The 18,783-nt window shown below is 41.7% G+C and carries 12 protein-coding genes; 1 reads left to right on the top strand and 11 read right to left on the bottom strand.

Going from position 1 to position 18,783, the window contains the following annotated elements; all coding sequences use genetic code 11:
- Nucleotides 1–557 precede the first annotated feature (557 nt).
- The 11 genes from GLIP_RS21990 to GLIP_RS19005 form a co-directional block, all read right to left on the bottom strand.
- Entirely contained in the window at nt 558–788 is a 231-nt protein-coding gene (locus GLIP_RS21990) for a hypothetical protein (RefSeq protein ID WP_008846337.1), read from the bottom strand.
- A gap of 119 nt (nt 789–907) precedes the next feature.
- Nucleotides 908–2,110 (bottom strand): ImmA/IrrE family metallo-endopeptidase, encoded by a 1,203-nt coding sequence (locus GLIP_RS19050; RefSeq protein WP_008846336.1) that lies wholly within the window; start codon nt 2,108–2,110, stop codon nt 908–910.
- Between the two features lie 9 nt (nt 2,111–2,119).
- Nucleotides 2,120–2,404, bottom strand: a complete 285-nt coding sequence (locus GLIP_RS19045; protein WP_008846335.1) for a type II toxin-antitoxin system HigB family toxin — start codon at nt 2,402–2,404, stop codon at nt 2,120–2,122.
- A gap of 141 nt (nt 2,405–2,545) precedes the next feature.
- The gene (locus GLIP_RS19040; RefSeq protein ID WP_008846334.1) at nt 2,546–3,646 is read right to left on the bottom strand and encodes a hypothetical protein; all 1,101 of its coding nucleotides are present in this window, start codon (nt 3,644–3,646) and stop codon (nt 2,546–2,548) included.
- Nucleotides 3,646–5,361 carry an AAA family ATPase gene (locus tag GLIP_RS19035; RefSeq protein ID WP_008846333.1) on the bottom strand — a complete coding sequence of 572 codons (1,716 nt, stop codon included), beginning with the start codon at nt 5,359–5,361 and terminating at the stop codon, nt 3,646–3,648. Before GLIP_RS19035 ends, GLIP_RS19040 begins: the two co-directional genes overlap by 1 nt.
- A complete protein-coding gene (locus GLIP_RS19030; protein ID WP_008846332.1) occupies nt 5,361–6,773 on the bottom strand; it encodes a restriction endonuclease subunit S in 1,413 nt (470 codons plus the stop codon). The genes GLIP_RS19035 and GLIP_RS19030 overlap by 1 nt, the downstream gene beginning before the upstream one ends.
- Nucleotides 6,773–8,416: a class I SAM-dependent DNA methyltransferase gene (locus GLIP_RS19025; RefSeq protein ID WP_008846331.1), complete on the bottom strand. Its 1,644-nt coding sequence runs from the start codon at nt 8,414–8,416 to the stop codon at nt 6,773–6,775. Before GLIP_RS19025 ends, GLIP_RS19030 begins: the two co-directional genes overlap by 1 nt.
- Nucleotides 8,417–8,470: 54 nt before the next feature.
- Nucleotides 8,471–9,589 (bottom strand): protein adenylyltransferase Fic, encoded by a 1,119-nt coding sequence (gene fic / locus GLIP_RS19020; RefSeq protein ID WP_008846330.1) that lies wholly within the window; start codon nt 9,587–9,589, stop codon nt 8,471–8,473.
- 273 nt (nt 9,590–9,862) lie between these two features.
- Nucleotides 9,863–13,378 carry a type I restriction-modification system endonuclease gene (gene hsdR / locus GLIP_RS19015; RefSeq protein WP_008846329.1) on the bottom strand — a complete coding sequence of 1,172 codons (3,516 nt, stop codon included), beginning with the start codon at nt 13,376–13,378 and terminating at the stop codon, nt 9,863–9,865.
- Between the two features lie 280 nt (nt 13,379–13,658).
- Entirely contained in the window at nt 13,659–15,491 is a 1,833-nt protein-coding gene (gene glmS / locus GLIP_RS19010; RefSeq protein ID WP_008846328.1) for a glutamine--fructose-6-phosphate transaminase (isomerizing), read from the bottom strand.
- A 9-nt stretch (nt 15,492–15,500) separates the two neighbouring features.
- On the bottom strand, nt 15,501–16,277 hold the full coding sequence (locus GLIP_RS19005; RefSeq protein WP_008846327.1) for a DeoR/GlpR family DNA-binding transcription regulator: 777 nt from the start codon (nt 16,275–16,277) through the stop codon (nt 15,501–15,503).
- A gap of 342 nt (nt 16,278–16,619) precedes the next feature.
- On the opposite strand from GLIP_RS19005, the gene GLIP_RS21560 reads away from it, so the two are divergent.
- Nucleotides 16,620–18,752, top strand: coding sequence for a PAS domain-containing hybrid sensor histidine kinase/response regulator (locus tag GLIP_RS21560; RefSeq protein WP_052155020.1), 2,133 nt, complete (start codon nt 16,620–16,622; stop codon nt 18,750–18,752).
- Nucleotides 18,753–18,783 lie beyond the last annotated feature (31 nt).

Raw genomic sequence — 18,783 nt, 5'->3', positions numbered from 1 at the left:
GAGCATCTGGACTACAAACGAAAAAACCTTAGCTTTTACGCTAAGGCTTTTTTTGAAGTCAGAGACAATTCCGCCTTTAATTCAAATCGACATCTGCTAAAGATCCGTTTTTATGACTTACTTGTGGTATTCAAATAATGTTGGAAAGCCTAGTAGGCATTTAAATAGCTAATTTATAAATAAAGTTTGAAAGCGCTAAAAAAAGCCTACTCCATTTTTCACAGGTCTTGTGGACTATAATGGATTAAACTGAATTTTGTGTTTACATAGCTTGAACAAAACTGACAAACGGCTTAGTGCCAAATATTGTCATTCAGGTGTAACTAGCTTCTGCCCCTTTCTGCGCCAGTGAAGCTCAACCTCTCAAACCACATATCCTATTTTCTTTCATACATCGAAGTGTCTGCGGAATGGCTATAAACTGCGCCGCTTACTTCGCACCAAGCGTATAACATGGGAAATAGCCAAAGGTGTCATCTGTCTAATGTAACCAATTGAATTGGATAAAAGCCGAGCATTTGCTCGGCCCCCCCTATGCTTTACATGCGGTTATAAATTCAATCCATCATATTAGATCCGGTATTGCGAACATCTTCAATATTCACCTCCATCAACTCGTACAATAGTGGGTTTAAAGTTGTTCTAAAAGTGTGAATTTCTTTTGCGACTGCCTTAGTTACAATGCCATTGTTCCTAAGGATATCGATACAAACAGAAAAATCGGTTCTTAAAGTAGCTCTGTTGGTTCTGAGTTGCTCTTTGGTTAGATGACGAAGCTCTGTTTCCAAGAACTGTCTAAGTATGTGTATTTTGTTGGCTAAAAATCATAGTGGGTTTTAAAGTTTACGCTGGATTTACATAACTAAAATAGTTGAACGTAGGAGCTTTAAACTGCAAGGTTTTAAGCTCAGAGAGGAAAATTATGCTTTACCTTTTCTCTAAACAGTTTTCCAAACAATTTATGGTCACCAGATTCATATCTCGCTCTTCCTGCAACAATACATGGTGATATCCCAATATCAGAAGAAGCAAGTCGAACGCTAGTGGCATCTTTTATTGAATCGGCATTCCACTTCTCTTTTGGAATTAACGCTTCTTGAGCCAATGCATCTGCTTCTTGTTCAACTTGATCTCCACCTTGAGCATCAAGATCATCCAGAAACCATTGTTCTGTTTTATCCAGATGCAAAGCGATATGTGCTAGTTCGTGCATTAGTGAAAACCAAAAGTTATCTAACCTGTCGTGCCTGAGTGTCAGCGCTACAACTGGGTTACCTTTATGAGCTAAACACACGGCACCATCGAGATAAGTCTTAGGTAAGTGAGGTTCAATAATAAGGTGGATCCCATGCTTGTTGAGATACTCTTTAGCTAAGACAGGCCCTTGTTCAGACCATGAAAGTTGCGCTAGTTTTCGCATCCATGCTAGGTCAACAGTATGTTTCACGTATTTTGTTGCAAAAGTAACGTCTTGTGCTTTTTTCAGAACTCTTATTTGCCAAGCCCACAAAGCATATTGGTCTGTTTCTTTGTCGTTAGTACGCAAGTGTGCTGAAGTTCTTAGCAATGCTGGTGCCAGCTTAAAACCATTCGGTACGGATGAAATAAATGAAGTTAAAGTTTCAGCACAATATTCCTTTAATTCTCTAGCGGAGCCACTGAAACCATCAAAATAACCACGAGATCGCATGTCGGTAATAGGAAATGCTTCCCAATTGACATCGCTAGATATCGCTTGTTGATGTGCAGGCTCTTTAATTAATACATCTAATGAGATACCCAGTCCTTCATGCAATTTACGGATCATATTTAGACTAAGATTACGTGTGCCATTTAGTACTTCGGTAACTTTAGGTGCTGACCCTATGTAAGGAATTAAGTCTTTTTTAATTAACCCCTGTTGCTCCATCCGAAATTTTATAGCTTCAATAGGTTCAGGTGGATCAATTGGGAACGTTTCCTGTTCATACTTTTCAATTAAAAGAGCAAGAACCTCTAGTTCGTCTGATTCAGGAGAGTTAGGCTCAAGATCAAGAGCCATCAAACTCACAAGTCGGGCTAACGCTTGTTCATGATCTTGTTTAGATTTAATTATCTTAATGTTTTTCATGTTCCCTTCCTAAAAGCGTTGCTTGTCGTACTGCGCATGGGTTCCAACCCACTCAACAACAGCAATGCCATTTTTATATTTAACTTTTACAACCAGTCGATAATGATTACCTTTGATATTAAAGATAACTTTATTGCCTGCTAGAAAATCTGCGCTGCTATATCGATTTTTAATGTCTTGAGTCGTTTTCCACTCAGATTTTGTTGCCTCATCGAACCAAGCATCTAGCGCCGCTTTTACATTCGCATGCTTTTGACTAAACTCTAAAAGTTTGTCTCTTCCTAAGACTTTCATTAAACCTCGAAGTTCCCTAAAAGGGAATTATAGTTGTTATTTCCGAAAAGGGAAACTAATTGTCGCAACAAATACTGTTCCAATAAATCATGCTTAGTCTACAATTAGGCTTAAAACCAATACCGCAAACAGCTATATTTATCAGCCATTTAAAATAAAATCGGCACCGATTTCGGCTTGGATTTGCGTAAACTCTTGCCTTGCCCAAAATGCTTCAACATCAGGGACTCCAATCTGTTGTAACTGACTAAATAATTTCTGATACCAAAACTTCCACTCTTTTCGTTTCAAAGTATCAGCAGTACTAGGTCGTGCTTCATCGCGTATTCTGCCTACAAGGTGGGCTGCATCTCTTGGGCGAACCTCGTCTTCTATGATTGCTTCAAGAGATCGAAATTGACCTTCTACACGGCTTCGAATTTCGTATACTTCATCCCACGTATTAAGCTTGTCCAGTAACACTCCGTCCTGCGTGTTCCAATTTACGTTTATGGTAGGTTCTGGGTCACGTAAGTTTTCAATTTCGATCTCAATTAAACCCTGCGCATCTTCGGTAAAGGGATAAAACGCTAATCGATCTGTGCCATTCTTGTGCCTAAACAAATCTTTTGCTTTTTTTGCATCCTGATTACAAACATCGCAAAGTGGAATAAGATTATCTGGATGTACTGAAAAGATGGGATATTTCGATTTGCATAACTGGTGATCATAGTCGGCACGCCACTGTTCACCGTCAGTTACAGCAGCTCTAAATGGTGCAAGCTCTTTCATTCCGCACGCTTTGCAGATGTTGCCGTTTACTAGCTGTGCTCGATATCCATTAAAGTGATCTGTGATGTTTATACCACCAGATGCTATGACAATAGGGACTAAATCTTTGGTTGCGCAATATAAGTGAGTACACAATGATTTCAGGGATTCTCGACAAGAATCGCTCATAAAATCGAACAGATTTCTTTGAGGATTTTCAAAGAATATTTGAAGATCTTGGTTGTCCCTCATCACCTCAAATAATTGCTGTTTTAGATGATGTCCAGCCCCTTGCAAGGCGTTGAATAAAACCTCGTATTTATCACGAGTCGGAGTATTTGCCCAACAGGCATCCCCAATAGCGCTTTGAGTAAAAAGTACTCGCCCAAAGGCATTGGTAATAACAGATTGCTCGATAAAATGTAAAAGCTCTACATTAAGCAATCGAAATACTTCAAATTTTGGTGTATTGGGCGCTAAACAAAACAACATTATTGGCTTAGCTTCCTTATTAAATAAGCTTTTTCAGCTGATAGGCCAAGATTTTCTTCAATCCACTCTACAGCGTGGCCATCACCTTGTTTTAGCTGCTCACGAATTTCATCTATAACGCTTTGTGATATCAATGAGCGCAGCTCAAATAAGTCCTTAATCAACACATCAAAGGATGCACCGTAGGTTTCATTTTGCGCCACTTTCATATCAATTAAACCATCATCGCTGCGGCGGAATTGATACACATTATTTCGCTTAAGCGAAGAAACCATGAAAGGCGAGTGGGTAGAGATAAATAGCTGAGCTTTCTCATTGTCTATACCAATCGTATGTTCAACGAATGAATGAAAGTAGGTACGCCAAGACGGATTAAGGTGAGTTTCAGGTTCATCAAGTAAAAACAATACTCTACTGTCTTTGTAGATTGAGGCCATGGATAAAATTTGAATCAGTTGCGCTTCACCGTCGGATAAATCATCAAATTCAATGCATTGCTGGCCATCTGTTAACTTGAGAGACAAAACAATAATTGGCGATTTCCATTTTTGTGGTCGTTTTGCCGATCGGTCGAAATTATCTTGTCTGAGTTGACGCTTGGTTTCGCCTTGCCAAAAGTCCGCCGCCAGCAGTTGTAAGCGGTAAAGCTTTTCGAACAACACTTGTGGTGTGAAAAAACTGCTTTCCAAAATGCTCTGAACACCGGTATCGCTATAATCTATAGTGATTTCGCCTGCTAAGTAGTCCAATTCAAACTGGTTATAAAAATCTTCAGAAGTTTTGTCTACTCTCGGTAACGTTTGGAAGTAGCAAGAGGGTATGTTGGCCAAACATTTTATCAATTTAGCTATATCTAACAAAGCCCCGGCATCATGCGTGAATTTACGTAAATCATAACGTAGTGTCACCGAATGAATTTTATTGAAGCGCTGTTTTCCTTGCCAGATAGATTGCTGCTGGGCATCTGCAAGCATGCCCATGCTCGCCAGCATAAGGGCGGTGGTATCCTGATCAAAATACTTAAGGCGAGGTAAGACTGTTGATCTTAAACCAATATCGGCGTTATCCGACAGTGATGAATCTTTAGGTAAGATTGGAAATAACGCAGAGTGACGAGTTTGATAATAGTGGTAAGCTTCTCTAAATTGGCGTTCAAGCAACTCGATGTCCAATTCAGTCAGGTGCTTACCTTTTTCATTTTTCGCTGCATTAATTGTGGCGAATCGTTGTTCCCATTGACGCTTTACGTTCATCACATCCAAATATTGGATTGTGTTTTTCATAAAGGCGCGTTGTAAGTTTTCATTTAGACCGGACGAATAACCTATAATCTGACTTGGCAGAATTTCCTCTTCAATGCCTGAATGTTCACGTGATTCGATTTCGACTAAGGTGCCATCACGATAGAGTTTCATGATACCCGATTGGTCGATTTGAACAGCATAGGTGTTGGCGTGTTCTTCTGAGTCATAAGCTTGATTAGTGTAGCGAAGCTCAATCGCCAAATTTGAAAACCAATTGCGGCACTTGAAATCACTGCGCAGAAATCGTTCTAAATAACCAAAACTTTCTGCAATCAGTTCTAATAGTTGAGATTTACCAGAACCATTAAGACCGATAAATGCAATAATATTACCTTGTGCATTATCAAAGCTAAAAGTTTGGTCTTTCAAACCTTTATATCGCCCGCTCAGAGTCAGTGACAGCAAACGCATTATGCTTTTTTCCTTGCCGCAGTTTTCTTCTTAGGTTGTTTTTTTAGCGTATCACGTTCGGCCTTTATTTTTCCCAACAAGGCCTCTGCGCTGTTGTCACCGCTGATTAGCTCAGGGTTGGCGGCGCGCCAGTAGGCCGTGAGTTCACCCCGAAAGGCTTTGGCTAGGATGGATTGAGTGAGGTTATTGACCCGCTCCAAAGCGGCATTGGTTTTTTGCTCGATATTATCTGCAAAGGCGAACAATTCTTCGACGCGGCGGACGATTTCGGTTTGTTCTTTTAGTGGAGGTAGTGGAACATCTAAACCTTTTACTGAGGTTTGGTTAATTGTATTTTGACCAGCGCTTGTTGAAAGGCTACTTTTCAAGTACTGACGACCAGCTCCTTCATTGGAAACATAGATTAAATACTCAGGTAGAATCTTTTCTTGATTTAGGCGCAAGCGAATAAAGTGGTCACAAAAACCTTCTATTTCTTCGTTTTTTTCATATCGGATAAATTTACCGGCAAGATCAATACTTCCATTAACCCGAATGACCAAAATGTCACCATTGGCCAATGAGTATTTATCAACTTCTTTTGCATTTAATTTAATCGTTCTTTCGTTACCATATACTCGTACAGCATCTTTGAAATCAGCAAGTCTTAAAATTGTCGTTTCTTCGCCATCTTTGCCGCTTCTTTTTGATAGACCATTTGCAGACGCCATTATCAACTTTTCAAGTTTTATAACATTCCAATTCAAGTAACTTTCAACCTTCCGCCACTCTTCCGTCAACTTACCACTCACGGCGGCGGCGAGGACGGATTGGCGGAAGGTTTTTAGGATTTGTGGGATGCGGTCGAGGCGGGCTTTGGTGGTTTCCAGCTGCGCCAGCAGGGTATCGAGTTTATCGGCAATGACTTTTTGTTCGGCTAGGGGGGGAAGTGGTAGTTCAAATTGTTCTAGCTTTTTTCGAGTAATCCTTTTTCGGGTTGTGCCTGATGCGTTAGCAGCAATTAAATTCCTAATCACAGGAGAGTTAATCCAGTAGGTTAAAATTTTATTAGATATTGCTGCCTTTTCTCCTGTACGTATTAAGCATATATCAACAACAGTTACAGCCTCTTGTCCTACACTGGGAAATAGGCAAGCTCTCCCTAATGGCTCTGGCATTCGAGCAATTAAGACATCACCAGATTTTAAGAAAGTACAATTCAGAGCGTTGGCACTTTCAGGAGTCATAAATCGTTGAGACTTATTTCGAAAATCGCCATCACCTATGTCCGCTAATTGAATTAAGCGTACTGATCCATTAGGGTCTTGGTCTTTCGATTCGACCCAGTCGCCATCAGAAATTAAGCCATTCGCAGAGATAGTCTTGGACAATATTGACAGCGCCCAGCCCTCGGGTAATTTAGCTTCACTCATTAATTCGCCCCTTCCAAGGCAGCCAATAACTCATCCAGTTCACTCATTGCTGCGGCTAATTCATCTTTCGCCTCTCTCGCTAAAACATCCGGCTCTGGCAAATCCGCAGCATCCACACTGTCTTTATCTTTTAACCAAGAGATATCCAGTGAGTCGCCTTTGGTTTTGGCAATCCAGTCTCGGCTAAAACAACGCCAGCGGCTGTGGACGAGTTTGTCGTCGACTCCTTGGTTCTCAGCTACTTTGGTTTTGTCTACGCTAATTTGTTCGGCACCAAAGCTATATTCGCCTTCAGTGCGAGCTGCGAGTATTGCTGTAAAATCTTGTTGTCGCGATAAATCACGACCTACAGGATCGTAGACGCTCTCAAATGGTGCTAAATGGCTTTCACCGAAGGGGGTGCGTTTTCCAAAGCTGGGCATGTTGGTGCGTAGGTCATACACCCATACGTTTTGGGTGCAATTTTCATCTTGTAACTTGTCGGAAGCACTGCCTTTAGTAAAAAACAGTACGTTAGTTTTCACTCCAGCGGCGTAAAAAATACCGGTGGGAAGACGTAAAATTGTGTGTAAGTTGCATTTGTGCATTAAGTCGCGGCGTACGTCTGTACCCACACCCGCTTCAAATAACACGTTATCGGGCAATACTACCGCCGCACGACCACCAGGTTTTAAGTTGCGGTAAATATGCTGCAAAAACGCTAATTGTTTATTACTTGTAGGGTAGGTGAGATCGTCGCGGGTAATGCTGGCGTCACCGCCTTTGCTGGTACCAAAAGGTGGATTAGCCAGAATAATATCAGCTTTAGCTAGGTTCGCCCCCACTTGGCCTAAGGCATTACCTAAATGCACTACGCCTTCATCGTCACCCTCCATGCCGTGTAATAGGCAATTCATTAAGGCTAAGCGGCGAGTAGAAGGCACTAATTCCACACCAATAAAAGCGTCATTCTTTTGAAAGTTTTTATCGTCCTCGCTGAGATCGTACAGTTTGTCAGTGTGATCTTTTATGTATTGGTCAGCCGCGATTAAGAATCCGGCAGTGCCTGCCGCTGGATCTTGAATGATCTCGCCAGGTTGGGGGCGAATACAGCGAACCATAGAATCAATTAAATCACGGGGTGTAAAGTACTGGCCTGCACCCGATTTAGTCTCGCTGGCGTTTTTCTCTAATAAGCCTTCGTATAAATCACCTAAGCCGTCTTTTTGTACGCTAAACCAATCAATTTGATCTAGGGTTTTAATCATCTGTTCTAAATGGCGCGGTTCACGCAAACGGGTTTGAGCGTCGGCATAAATGGCACTGATGAGCGGGTCTTCATGAACGATAACCTCTTCAATTTTATCCTCATCATCTGGCTTTTCAGCTTTTATCACAGTAGTGCGCTTGCCCGTGGACAACGCCAATAAAATAGCTTTGTAATCATTAAGCAGGTTAATACCTGATTTACTATTTAAATCAGTCCAGCGGCAACCTTCGGGTAAGGTATGTTTGTCTAAGGTCTCTGCCTCGGTGTTCTCGTGCACCATTTTTATAAATAGTAGTAAGACTAGTTCGGTAACATAGTCGCTGTAGTTAATGCCGTCGTCGCGCAATACATCGCATAAGTTCCATAGCTTTTGCACGATACTGTTGTTGGTCATGGGTGTTCCTATTTATTAAGTATTCTATTTCAGGTGAAATCTATGTCAGAAAAATCAGGCATAAAGTTCAAATTTGTTGTTGTCTAGGGTCATTAACTGCATCAGTTTCGGATGCACAAAGAGCTTTTCTTTGCCCACTTGTTGTTCTTGTAATACGCCAATATCCACTAGTTGTTTAAGGTACACAGATGCGGTTTGTCGTTTGGCAATGTCTTTATCTACCAAATTGGCAATGCGGCAATAAGGTTGTTCGAAAATGACTTGTACTAGTTCAAAGCTGTAAATTTTGGGCAAATTTAACTTAATAAACTCGCTGGTATGTTCAATTAAGGCTTTAACTGCGGCTATTTTTGCCGTTGTCCACTGAGCCATCTCGGTCACGCCCGTCAACATATATATGATCCATTCTTGCCAGTTACCGTGCTTGGTGACGCCATTTAACAAATCGTAATAGTCGGCTTTGTGCTGGACTATGTATCGACTTAAATACAAAATCGGCAGGGTTAACAAGTCTTGCTCTATTAAATACAGAATATTCACTATTCGACCGGTTCGGCCGTTGCCGTCATGAAAAGGGTGAATGGCTTCAAATTGGTAATGGCTGATAGTCATTTTAATAAGCGGATCCAAACCGTCGTCTGCATGCAGAAACTGCTCCCAGTTGCTAAGCAAGTCACGGATCTGTTTCTCACCCACGGGCGGCGTGTAAATAATCTCACCGCGTCCGTTATTTGCAAAAGTATTGGCAATAACAGTGCCCGGCACTTTGCGCACATCCATTTGGGTGCCTTTTAAGGTGCTACATACCTCAATTGCTGTGTTGGTACACAAAGGCCGCTCTTTTAATCGAGTAAAGCCATCATACAAAGCCGTACGATAGCGCAAGGCTTCTTTGGTAGCAGGGTCGGCTTGGCTGTCTTCCTGCGCATGTTGAAATAATTTGTCTGAAGTGGTGATAATGTTTTCAATCTCAGAGCTGTCTTTTGCTTCCAGCAGGGGTAAAAGATTTATTAGTAAGCCTTGATTGGGTAATAACGCCCCAGCTTGTTTAAGTTCGGCCAGAGCTGCTCGGGCAGGAATACAGGCTTTAAGTACAGCCACAGAATCCAAGACCTCTTCTGCGGGTGGCAATGGCGAAAGTTGATTGTAAGGAATATCGGCTTGCCAAGTCATGTTTATTTTATTCTATTTTTTCGACATTAAGTGAGTATATGTCGATGAGATCGACAGGTAAAGCTATTATGTCGAAAAAACTTATCTATTTCGACACGTTTTGGTTTCATGTCGACGTTATCCACATGAAAGCCTAATATGTACATAAAGTTGGCTTTTATGTACATGAATAGTGCCATGTATACAGATTTTTAGATTTTCTATACATGAAGTAATGCTTTTATGTAGATAAAATGATTTTGAGTAATTTATTCCTTCTAAGCCAATCTCTTCCTAAGCCCAAATTGCCTCACCTAATTCATCAAGCACTACATCAAGCTGATTGACCAATATTTTGTCCAACTGCTTGGCACCACCATGTTCGGCGAAGCGTTGATTAACAAAGTCACGATCAATGATCACCTCGTGAGTCAGTTGTTTAGCTAAGCGTTCTAACCATTTACGTTGAGCAGGTAGCCAAGTGTGCTGACTATAAATACCTTGCATTGCGTTGGCAACTCGCTGTTCAAAGGGAACTAAGGCTTCACCTAAGGCGGCACGGCGAATATGACCAATGATACTGGCGGCAATGTCTTGATTAGTTTGACTACGCACTGCGCTTTGCAATTTGGCCTCGGAATAACCAGCACCATCCAGCATTAACTTAATTTCTTTAAGTTGTTCACGGCTTAAATCGCGGGGTTTATTGATTACTACTGCAAGTGCCACTGACTGATTAAGCTGGTCTTTTATAAACTGGTTAAAGCTGTCGAGATAATCTTCTGGTCGAGCATAATTATCGAAACTCTGGCTACGCTCCCGAATTTCATCTGCATGCTCAGAAATCACAGGCCGATAATCACTGCCCATCATGTTAGTGACTTCAGTTAATTGCTGAAGTAGCCCAGTATGCTTTTGCACAAATTGGTTCGCTTGCTTAGGGCCGATTTCATGTAAATGTTTATGAAGCAGTTTTGGCTCAACGCCCCACAGTCCTTCTAACTCATCAAGTTTTTGTTTGAGTTCTGGCTTAAATTCAGCCTTCTTATTAGCTTTGCGCAACACTCGCATGACCTTTTGACTGAGTTGACTAACGATAACGTCTGCTTGGCTCTCGCCTTCTTTCTCTCCGCGGCTATTGAGAGCTTTCTCTAGATGTTCAGCATCGGCCAATTCATTCACCAACTGCTCAAGAGTAACATTCGGGTCTTTAACCAATGGCTTCATGGTATTGACTGCTTGCAAGGCAGCATAGATATCAACAGGGTCGTAAATACGGAATACGGTTTTACCAATTTCATCACACCGACGAGTGGCACGGCCGATCATTTGTTCATATAAAATACGGGACTTCACTCGACGCATAAATACTAAATTACATATTGTAGGTACATCTATTCCGGTGGTGAGAAGATCAACCGTAATAGCGATATTAGGGTAGCGTTCGTTTTTATACTGGCGAATTAGTTGACTGACCTTATCGCTTTGACCAGTGATTTTAGCTACCGCAGCTTGGTTATATTCTCCGTTATACAGCTCTTTAAATGCATCATCTAAAAGCCGCTTGACCATATCAGCATGCAAGTCGGTGGCGCAGAAGATCATCGTTTTCTCGTCGCTAAAGGGGTCAACTTCCATGGCCAGTTGTGTACAAATAACTTGATTAAAGTTTTCGTTAATCACGCGGCGGTTAAACGCATCCACCTCAAAATTGAGTTCATCTTCGAGCTCGTCTGTTTCGACTTCTCCGGTGCCGGTATTAATACTGCTGACTACAGTCCCTTTTTCAAACTTAATGCCTTTTTGAGTAAGCAGGGTTTCGTAACGAATAGGCGGTTCATGATCAATCAGCCAATCAGCTGCAACCGCTTCGCGATAAGAGTAGGTGTATACCGGTTTGCCAAAGACTTCGCTGGTATGTTTGGCCGGTGTAGCTGTTAAGCCTATTTTGGCTGCATCGAAATAATCCAGTACACGGCGATAAGTTGATAAGTATTGGCTGGCATCTCGGGTGGCTAGCTCGCCTTCTGTCATATCTTGATCTAGGGTATAACCTCTATGGGCTTCATCGACAATGATGCAATCGAATTGATCTACAGGGGGTGGACTATCTGACATAAAAAGTCGTTTAACCATGGCTTGTACAGTGGCAACTTGAATTCGCGTTTCAGCCTCGGCAGCCATATCACCCAATTGAGCAATATTATAAATTTTGGAAAGGGTTTGGTTTTGTTCAAGGGGCGCTTCTTGAAAGGTATCCATTGCTTGCTGCCCAAGTGCTGTGCGGTCGACTAAGAACAGGATGCGTTTAAATCGCTCTGTTTTGAGGAAGCGGTACATCAGGCCAAGAATAGTTCTTGTTTTGCCTGTACCTGTTGCCATCGCTAACAAACAGCTTTGCTGATTATTGAGCAGAGCATTCTCTACCTTAGTTATCGCCTGCTCTTGATAGTCACGCAGTTTTAGGTAAGAAAAACCTTCCTGACGCAGCTGTTGCTCAGCCAATTCTTTACTACGTGTAAGTTTATCTATCAACCCTTGAGGACTATGAAAATTATTTAACGGTTTAGCTAGATTGCTGTTGTGTCGTACGTCGCGAAACCAAGTGCCAGAGTGTTCTGCTAGCTGTTTTACAAAGGGGCGGCCATTGCAAGAGTATACAAAGGGCACATGATAGTGGCCATCTTCTGCAAATGGCCACGCAACGGTTAAGCCTTGTAGTTCCCACGCAGGGTTCATTTTTGAAGTGCTTTTAAAACCTTTAGAATATCGCTCTGCCTGACCTATCTTCCCTGCCACATTAGTATTTTCTTTTTTGGCTTCCACAATACCCATGGGAGTTAAGCCAACAAACAATACGTAATCGGCAACCCCCTTTTTGCCTTTAAGTTCAGTAGGCCATTCGGCGATGGCTAAATTCTTACCTTTTTCAGGTCTTACACCATTTTGGTAAGTTAATCTTTGAGTATCAGCCTCCCAACCCGCTTCGACTAAATGTTGGTCGATGACTATTCGAGTAACTTCTTCATTTAAATACAGAGCTTTACTAGCCTTGCGTAACTGTGCGCAGTATACCTTTTGCTGTTTTTTAGCTTTTTCAAGTTGCTCTTTAGATGCGTTTTCCAGTTGTTTTTGCAAGGATGCTATTTTATTTTCGAATTCTACCGCTTGCAGTGATTGCTGCTTTTCACGCAACTCCAATTTTTGCTGAAGCTCTCTGGACTCAATATCCATGTGTTCAGCTAGTTCTGCATATTCTTCTTTTTCTGAATTAATCAGTTGCTTTAGCTTTTGATCTGATTCTAGCTGTTGATTGGCCTCTAACAATTCGCTGGATAATTGTTGGATTTGATTTTGTAACGCACTAAGCTGAGTACTTGGATCTTGTGGTGGAACAAACGCGCCGGGCTTGAAGTTAGTGGTATTTTTAGCAAAAGCACGATGGAACCATATGGCAAGATCTCGTGCTACTTTTAGACCATCCATCGCTTCTTTATGTTTGGTTTTAAACTGATGGGTAGCTCTGTTGCCTTCAACACGTAAGGTGTGAAAGAGATCTTTTATTTTGGGCTCAAAACCTACTTGGCGATGGATTTTAAATAATAAATCTGACTGCGAGGTATTGTCGTCAAAAAGCACTCCACAACGAGCGGCAATTTCCTGTGCAAAAGCTTCACCAAGTTGGCGTAGTTTAATCAAGGTAGTGTTTGGGTCGGCAGCGAAAACTTGCTCAGCATTTATAGCTAGCTGTAAAAAGATAGGGTCATGTTCTTCAAGGAAAGAGAAATTAGATGAGGTGTTGCTATTCAAAATAAAATACTCTCCCTGTCAGCTAAATAACATAGATATTATTAGCTAATAACGTTTTTATTTTATGAACTTACCGAGTCATAAGTTCACCATTTTTTATCATCGTATCAGTGACAAACCAAAAACACACGCTTTTAACCATTGTCTAATTAAAACGTGAAAAGTGATTCACTGTAAATGGTGAAATCACTTTCCAACTTTATTTAAGAGTTTCCATCTTTATTTAAGAAGTTCCAACATTATTTGAAAACCACAACTTACTTTCTATCTTTGTTTGTCACTATTCTACAGTCACGGACTTGGCTAGGTTTCGTGGTTGGTCAACATCCGTGCCTTTGATAACTGCCACGTAGTACGACAATAGCTGCAATGGCAACGTGTATACTATGGGTGCTATCGCGGGTTCGCAGTGGGGCACGTTGATGACGCGCATGGTTTCGTCACTGGCGAATTTCGCTTGTTTATCGGCAAATACATACATGATGCCGCCGCGCGCGCGCACTTCTTCGACGTTTGATTTTAACTTTTCGAGCAGTTCGTTATTTGGCGCTACAACAATTACCGGCATTTCGTCGTCGATGAGCGCTAATGGGCCGTGCTTTAATTCACCTGACGCATACGCCTCGGCGTGAATGTATGAAATCTCTTTTAGTTTTAGCGCACCTTCCATTGCGATCGGATATTGGTCACCGCGACCCAAGAATAAACTATGTTGTTTATCGGCAAATTCTTCGGCTAGATCTTCTATCCCGGCGGTTAAGCTAAGGGTTTCTTCTAGCTTAGCTGGCAGACTATGTAACCCGTTTACAATCGAAATTTTATCCGCGTCTGAGATGCCATTGTATTTACCAAGTGCTAAGGTCAGCATCAGGAAGCCTGTTAGCTGTGTGGTGAATGCTTTCGTAGAAGCAACGCCGATTTCTGCTCCCGCTAATGTCATAAATGCCATGTCTGATTCACGTACCAATGATGAACCGGGCACGTTACATATTGCCAGACTCGACATATAACCTAAATCTTTCGCTAATCGCAACGCCGCCAAGGTATCTGCCGTTTCACCCGATTGTGAAATAGTGACGAGCAAACTGTTGGGGTGCACAACAGATTTACGGTAGCGAAACTCAGATGCTATTTCGACATTACAAGAAACATTGGCATATTGTTCTAACCAATATCGCGCGGTCATTCCCGCATGATAGCTGGTGCCACAGGCGATAATTTGTACGTGTTTGATATCTTTTAAAATCGCTTCTGAACCTGCGCCGAATATACCTTCGACTAAATCGGTTTCACCTAAACGGTCTTGTAGCGTATTGCGTACGACTATAGGTTGCTCATGAATTTCTTTGAGCATGTAGTGGCGATATCCGCCTTTATCACCTGCATCGTGTTCAATTTCAGAATCAAACACTTCACGCTCTACTTTTGCGCCCTTTGCGTCATAAACGGCCACAGAAGTGCGGGTAATTTCCGCCACATCACCTTCTTCTAAAAACATAAAGCGGCGTGTTACTGGCAATAATGCCATCTGATCTGAAGCAATAAAGTTTTCACCAATTCCTAAACCGATTACCAATGGACTTCCAGATCGAGCGACAATGACGCGGTCTGCATCTTCTTTATCCATAATAACCGTACCGTACGCACCGTGAAACTGGCTCACCGAATCTTGTACAGCTTGCAGTAGGTCTTTGCCTTTTTTGAGCTCTTCATGCACGGTATGGGCAATGGTTTCGGTGTCGGTATCAGAACCAAAGGTATAGCCTTTGCTTTTCAAATCAGTACGTAAACTTTCGTAATTTTCGATGATACCGTTGTGCACCACGGCAATACGCTCATTTGAAAAATGTGGATGAGCGTTTTTTTGATTTACTCCACCGTGCGTGGCCCAGCGGGTGTGCGCAATACCGGTAGAGCCTTTTACAGGGTTTGCTTTAATTGCATCGCTTAATGCTTGCACTTTTCCTACCTGACGCTCACGAGTCAGATTCCCTTTACCATCGAGCAAAGCGACACCGGCAGAATCATAACCACGATATTCTAGTCTTCTAAGTCCTTCTAACAATATTTCAACGACGTTACGTTCGGCGATAGCACCTACGATCCCACACATAATATTCTCCTAATGTGTTTCAAGGGTTGGAGCGCAAAGCACGTTTACGCCATGTTGTTCGATTTGACGTTTGGCTTGTTCATCAATGCCATCGTCAGTGACCAAAGTTGAAATTTGCGACCAAGGCAATTCAACATTGGGAATTTTACGCTGTAATTTTTCTGATTCAGCCATCACAATGACTTGTTTCGAAACGTCTGCCATAGTGCGACTGAGTGAAGTTAGTTCATTGAAAGTGGTTGAACCGCGCTGAGTGTCTAATCCCGCAGCCCCTAAAAAAGCCTGGTCAAAATTGTAAGCGCGTAGCATTTGCTCTGCCATTTGACCTTGAAATGAATGAGACTGTTGATCCCAAGTTCCACCTGTCATTAGCACTTGCGGTTCGTTTTCACGTTCTAATAATGCATTGGCCACTTGTAAGGAATTAGTCATAACAACTAACCCCATTTTACTCGGTAAATGGGGGATCAAAGCGGCTGTTGTGCTGCCACTGTCGATAATAATTCGGTTATGGTCTTTGATAAGTGTTGCAGCAGCAATGGCTATCGCTTTCTTTCGATTCGAAAGGTTTTCATTGGTTAACTCGGAAGATTCTGAAGGTAACAAAACCGCTCCACCAAATCGACGCAACAACAAGCCATTGCTTTCAAGTTCTGCTAAATCTTTACGAATCGTCACTTCTGAAGTCAAAAAAAGCTTCGAAAGGGCGTCAACAGCCACTTCTCCATGCTCATTAAGACGCTCTATTATTGCTCGACGACGTTGTTGGGTATTACGTTTTTGCAAAATACAATTCTCTGGCGAAAGCACACAAGTTACGAAACGAAAGAAATAATAGTCAATAAATTACGATTTGCAAGTATTAAGTATCATACCTGTGTATTTTTCAATCAAAATGTCAACTCTGTCATGCTACAGGTTGCGATACGCCCCCCCTTCTAATTGCCCCTGAGTATCAATTGACGTTGGATTGAGACGGGTTTTCGCTTCAAAACGTAAAAATGAAGCCGCCAATGTAGACAGTTTTTATCGAAGTTGTCTTTCCACATTCGAATTGCAGATGAAATTGGATTTCTGTTCAAATTTACTGTTATTCTGCCAAAACAAGTACCGCTTTGGATATGGAATATGGTGAATACAACCACGCTAATTCCTTTGGATGTCATTCGTGACCGCCTTTCAAATACGTTGACGGTAACCGCAGCTGCATTTGTAATCTTTGCAGTGGCGGCCTCGTTATCACGTATACCCGCTATTGGTTTTTTACCTGTTATGAAACTGCAAATTGTGGCGGCAGTTAGTGTTTTAGGTGTTTATTTTTTCCGTCATAAACTCTCCTATCGCTTTAAAGCTACGATCATATGCAGTTTGTTTTTTATCGCTGGCGTGGCTGGTGTGCACACTTTCGGCATCGCTGGCAGTAGTATATATATGTTGCTGGCTGCTAGCCTTTATAGCAGTTTTATATTGGGTACGTTTGTCGCAGCCATTTTTAGTTTTCTTGGTGGTTTAGTGATTGCATTTTATATGCTGTTGTCACAGCTAGGTTTTTATGAATTCCAAATTGAGCAAAGCGCATATGGGTTAAGTTTGGGAGGTTGGGCAACGCATCTACTGGTCTATTCGTATGTGTGTGGTATCGCATTATTTTTATCTCATCACTTTTTTAATTATCTTCAAAAGTTATTAGTGCAACAAAAGACTATTATCGCTTCGCAACACACTAAAATAGAAGAATCAGAAGCAATTCTACAAACTGTAATTAACCAATTACCTTTCAGTATCTTGTGGAAAGATACATCGCATCGATATATTGGTGCTAATCGACGATTCATGGAAGATAGCGGCGTACGAGACATCGCTCAACTTATTGGCAAAACGGATCATGACGTTGTTGATAAAGAATTAGCTGATCAATTCTATGAACTTGATGAACAAATTATCACCGGTAAAAAAGACCGTATTCACTTTGAGGCAAAGCATGAAAATATCCATGGGGAAAGTGTATACAGTGAAATTGATCGAGTCCCATTGTTAACCAACCAGAATCAATTGTTAGGCGTACTGGTTTCCTATCACGATGTAACTGAACGTAAACTACTGGATATTAGTACCCAGCAAGCTAAACAAGAAGCGGAGTTGGCAAACAAAGCTAAGTCGCAGTTCTTGGCAAATATGTCGCATGAGATTCGCACTCCTATCAATGGAGTGCTCGGTCTTATTGATTTGTGTATGCACACGTCACTTAATCAGCAACAAAAAGGTTATCTTATTCGAGCTGATCACACGGCTAAAATATTGCTACAAATCATCAACGATATTTTGGATTTATCAAAAATTGAAGCGGGCCATTTACAATTAGAGTCCATTCCATTCAACTTCGAACCTATGCTGGATCAATTAAGTAGTATGTTTGACCAGCAATGCACAAGTAAAGGAATCGGTTTCAGTACAGAGTTTGTAGGCCCTAACCAAGTGTTTTTATTAGGTGATCCAACGCGCCTCATGCAGGTGATGATTAATCTTACCTCTAACGCAATTAAATTTACTGCCTCAGGAAACGTTAAAGTCGCGCTAAAAATGGTGACTAATGAAAGCGAAGCAAAAGTGAAACTTACGGTAACAGATAGTGGTATTGGCATTCCAACCGCTGCAATTCCGCGTTTATTTGACAACTTCACCCAAGCGGATGATGCCGTCACTCGGAAGCATGGCGGCACCGGTTTAGGTTTAGCCATAGTAAAAAATATGATTGATGCCATGGGTGGGCAGATAAAAGTAAACAGTGAGGTTGATAAAGGTACAGAGTTTGTTGTGACTTTGACATTTAAGCGCACGCTAGCACCGAATGAAGAAGATGCTCAAAGTATTGAAAAAGTCGATTTAAGTGACAAACATATACTGTTAGCTGAGGATAACCTTATTAATCAAGAAATCGCCATTAGCATGCTAGAACAGGCTGGCGCGAGAGTCAGTGTTGCGTTAAATGGTCAGCAAGCCATAGATTTACTAGAAATTGAAAAATTCGACTTGGTGTTATTAGACATCCAAATGCCGATAATGGATGGCTGTACTGCCATCCAAATTATCCGTCAATCAGCTAACTATGCAGATCTGCCTATCATTGCCATCACGGCTAACGTTATGGCGGAAGAAATCGCCTTCTACCAAGAAATCGGTTTCAATGCGCATATTGGCAAACCGTTTGCCCGATCTCAGCTACTCCACATTGTTTCTAGCTACATAACTGAACCACACTAATAGTCTGTATACTTGAGGCAGTTAAAACAGG

Source organism: Aliiglaciecola lipolytica E3 (genome assembly GCF_000314975.1).
In the GTDB taxonomy this organism is placed as follows: domain Bacteria; phylum Pseudomonadota; class Gammaproteobacteria; order Enterobacterales; family Alteromonadaceae; genus Aliiglaciecola; species Aliiglaciecola lipolytica.
Note: the sequence above shows the minus strand (reverse complement) of the source record. Positions and strands in the feature narration are given on the sequence as shown.

Coding starts and splice junctions, on each gene's coding strand:
- GLIP_RS19050 (WP_008846336.1), bottom strand. CDS start 2,110: ATGAAAAACATTAAGATAATTAAATCTAAACAAGATCATGAACAAGCG.
- GLIP_RS19045 (WP_008846335.1), bottom strand. CDS start 2,404: ATGAAAGTCTTAGGAAGAGACAAACTTTTAGAGTTTAGTCAAAAGCAT.
- GLIP_RS19040 (WP_008846334.1), bottom strand. CDS start 3,646: ATGTTGTTTTGTTTAGCGCCCAATACACCAAAATTTGAAGTATTTCGA.
- GLIP_RS19035 (WP_008846333.1), bottom strand. CDS start 5,361: ATGCGTTTGCTGTCACTGACTCTGAGCGGGCGATATAAAGGTTTGAAA.
- GLIP_RS19030 (WP_008846332.1), bottom strand. CDS start 6,773: ATGAGTGAAGCTAAATTACCCGAGGGCTGGGCGCTGTCAATATTGTCC.
- GLIP_RS19025 (WP_008846331.1), bottom strand. CDS start 8,416: ATGACCAACAACAGTATCGTGCAAAAGCTATGGAACTTATGCGATGTA.
- fic (WP_008846330.1), bottom strand. CDS start 9,589: ATGACTTGGCAAGCCGATATTCCTTACAATCAACTTTCGCCATTGCCA.
- glmS (WP_008846328.1), bottom strand. CDS start 15,491: ATGTGTGGGATCGTAGGTGCTATCGCCGAACGTAACGTCGTTGAAATA.
- GLIP_RS21560 (WP_052155020.1), top strand. CDS start 16,620: ATGGTGAATACAACCACGCTAATTCCTTTGGATGTCATTCGTGACCGC.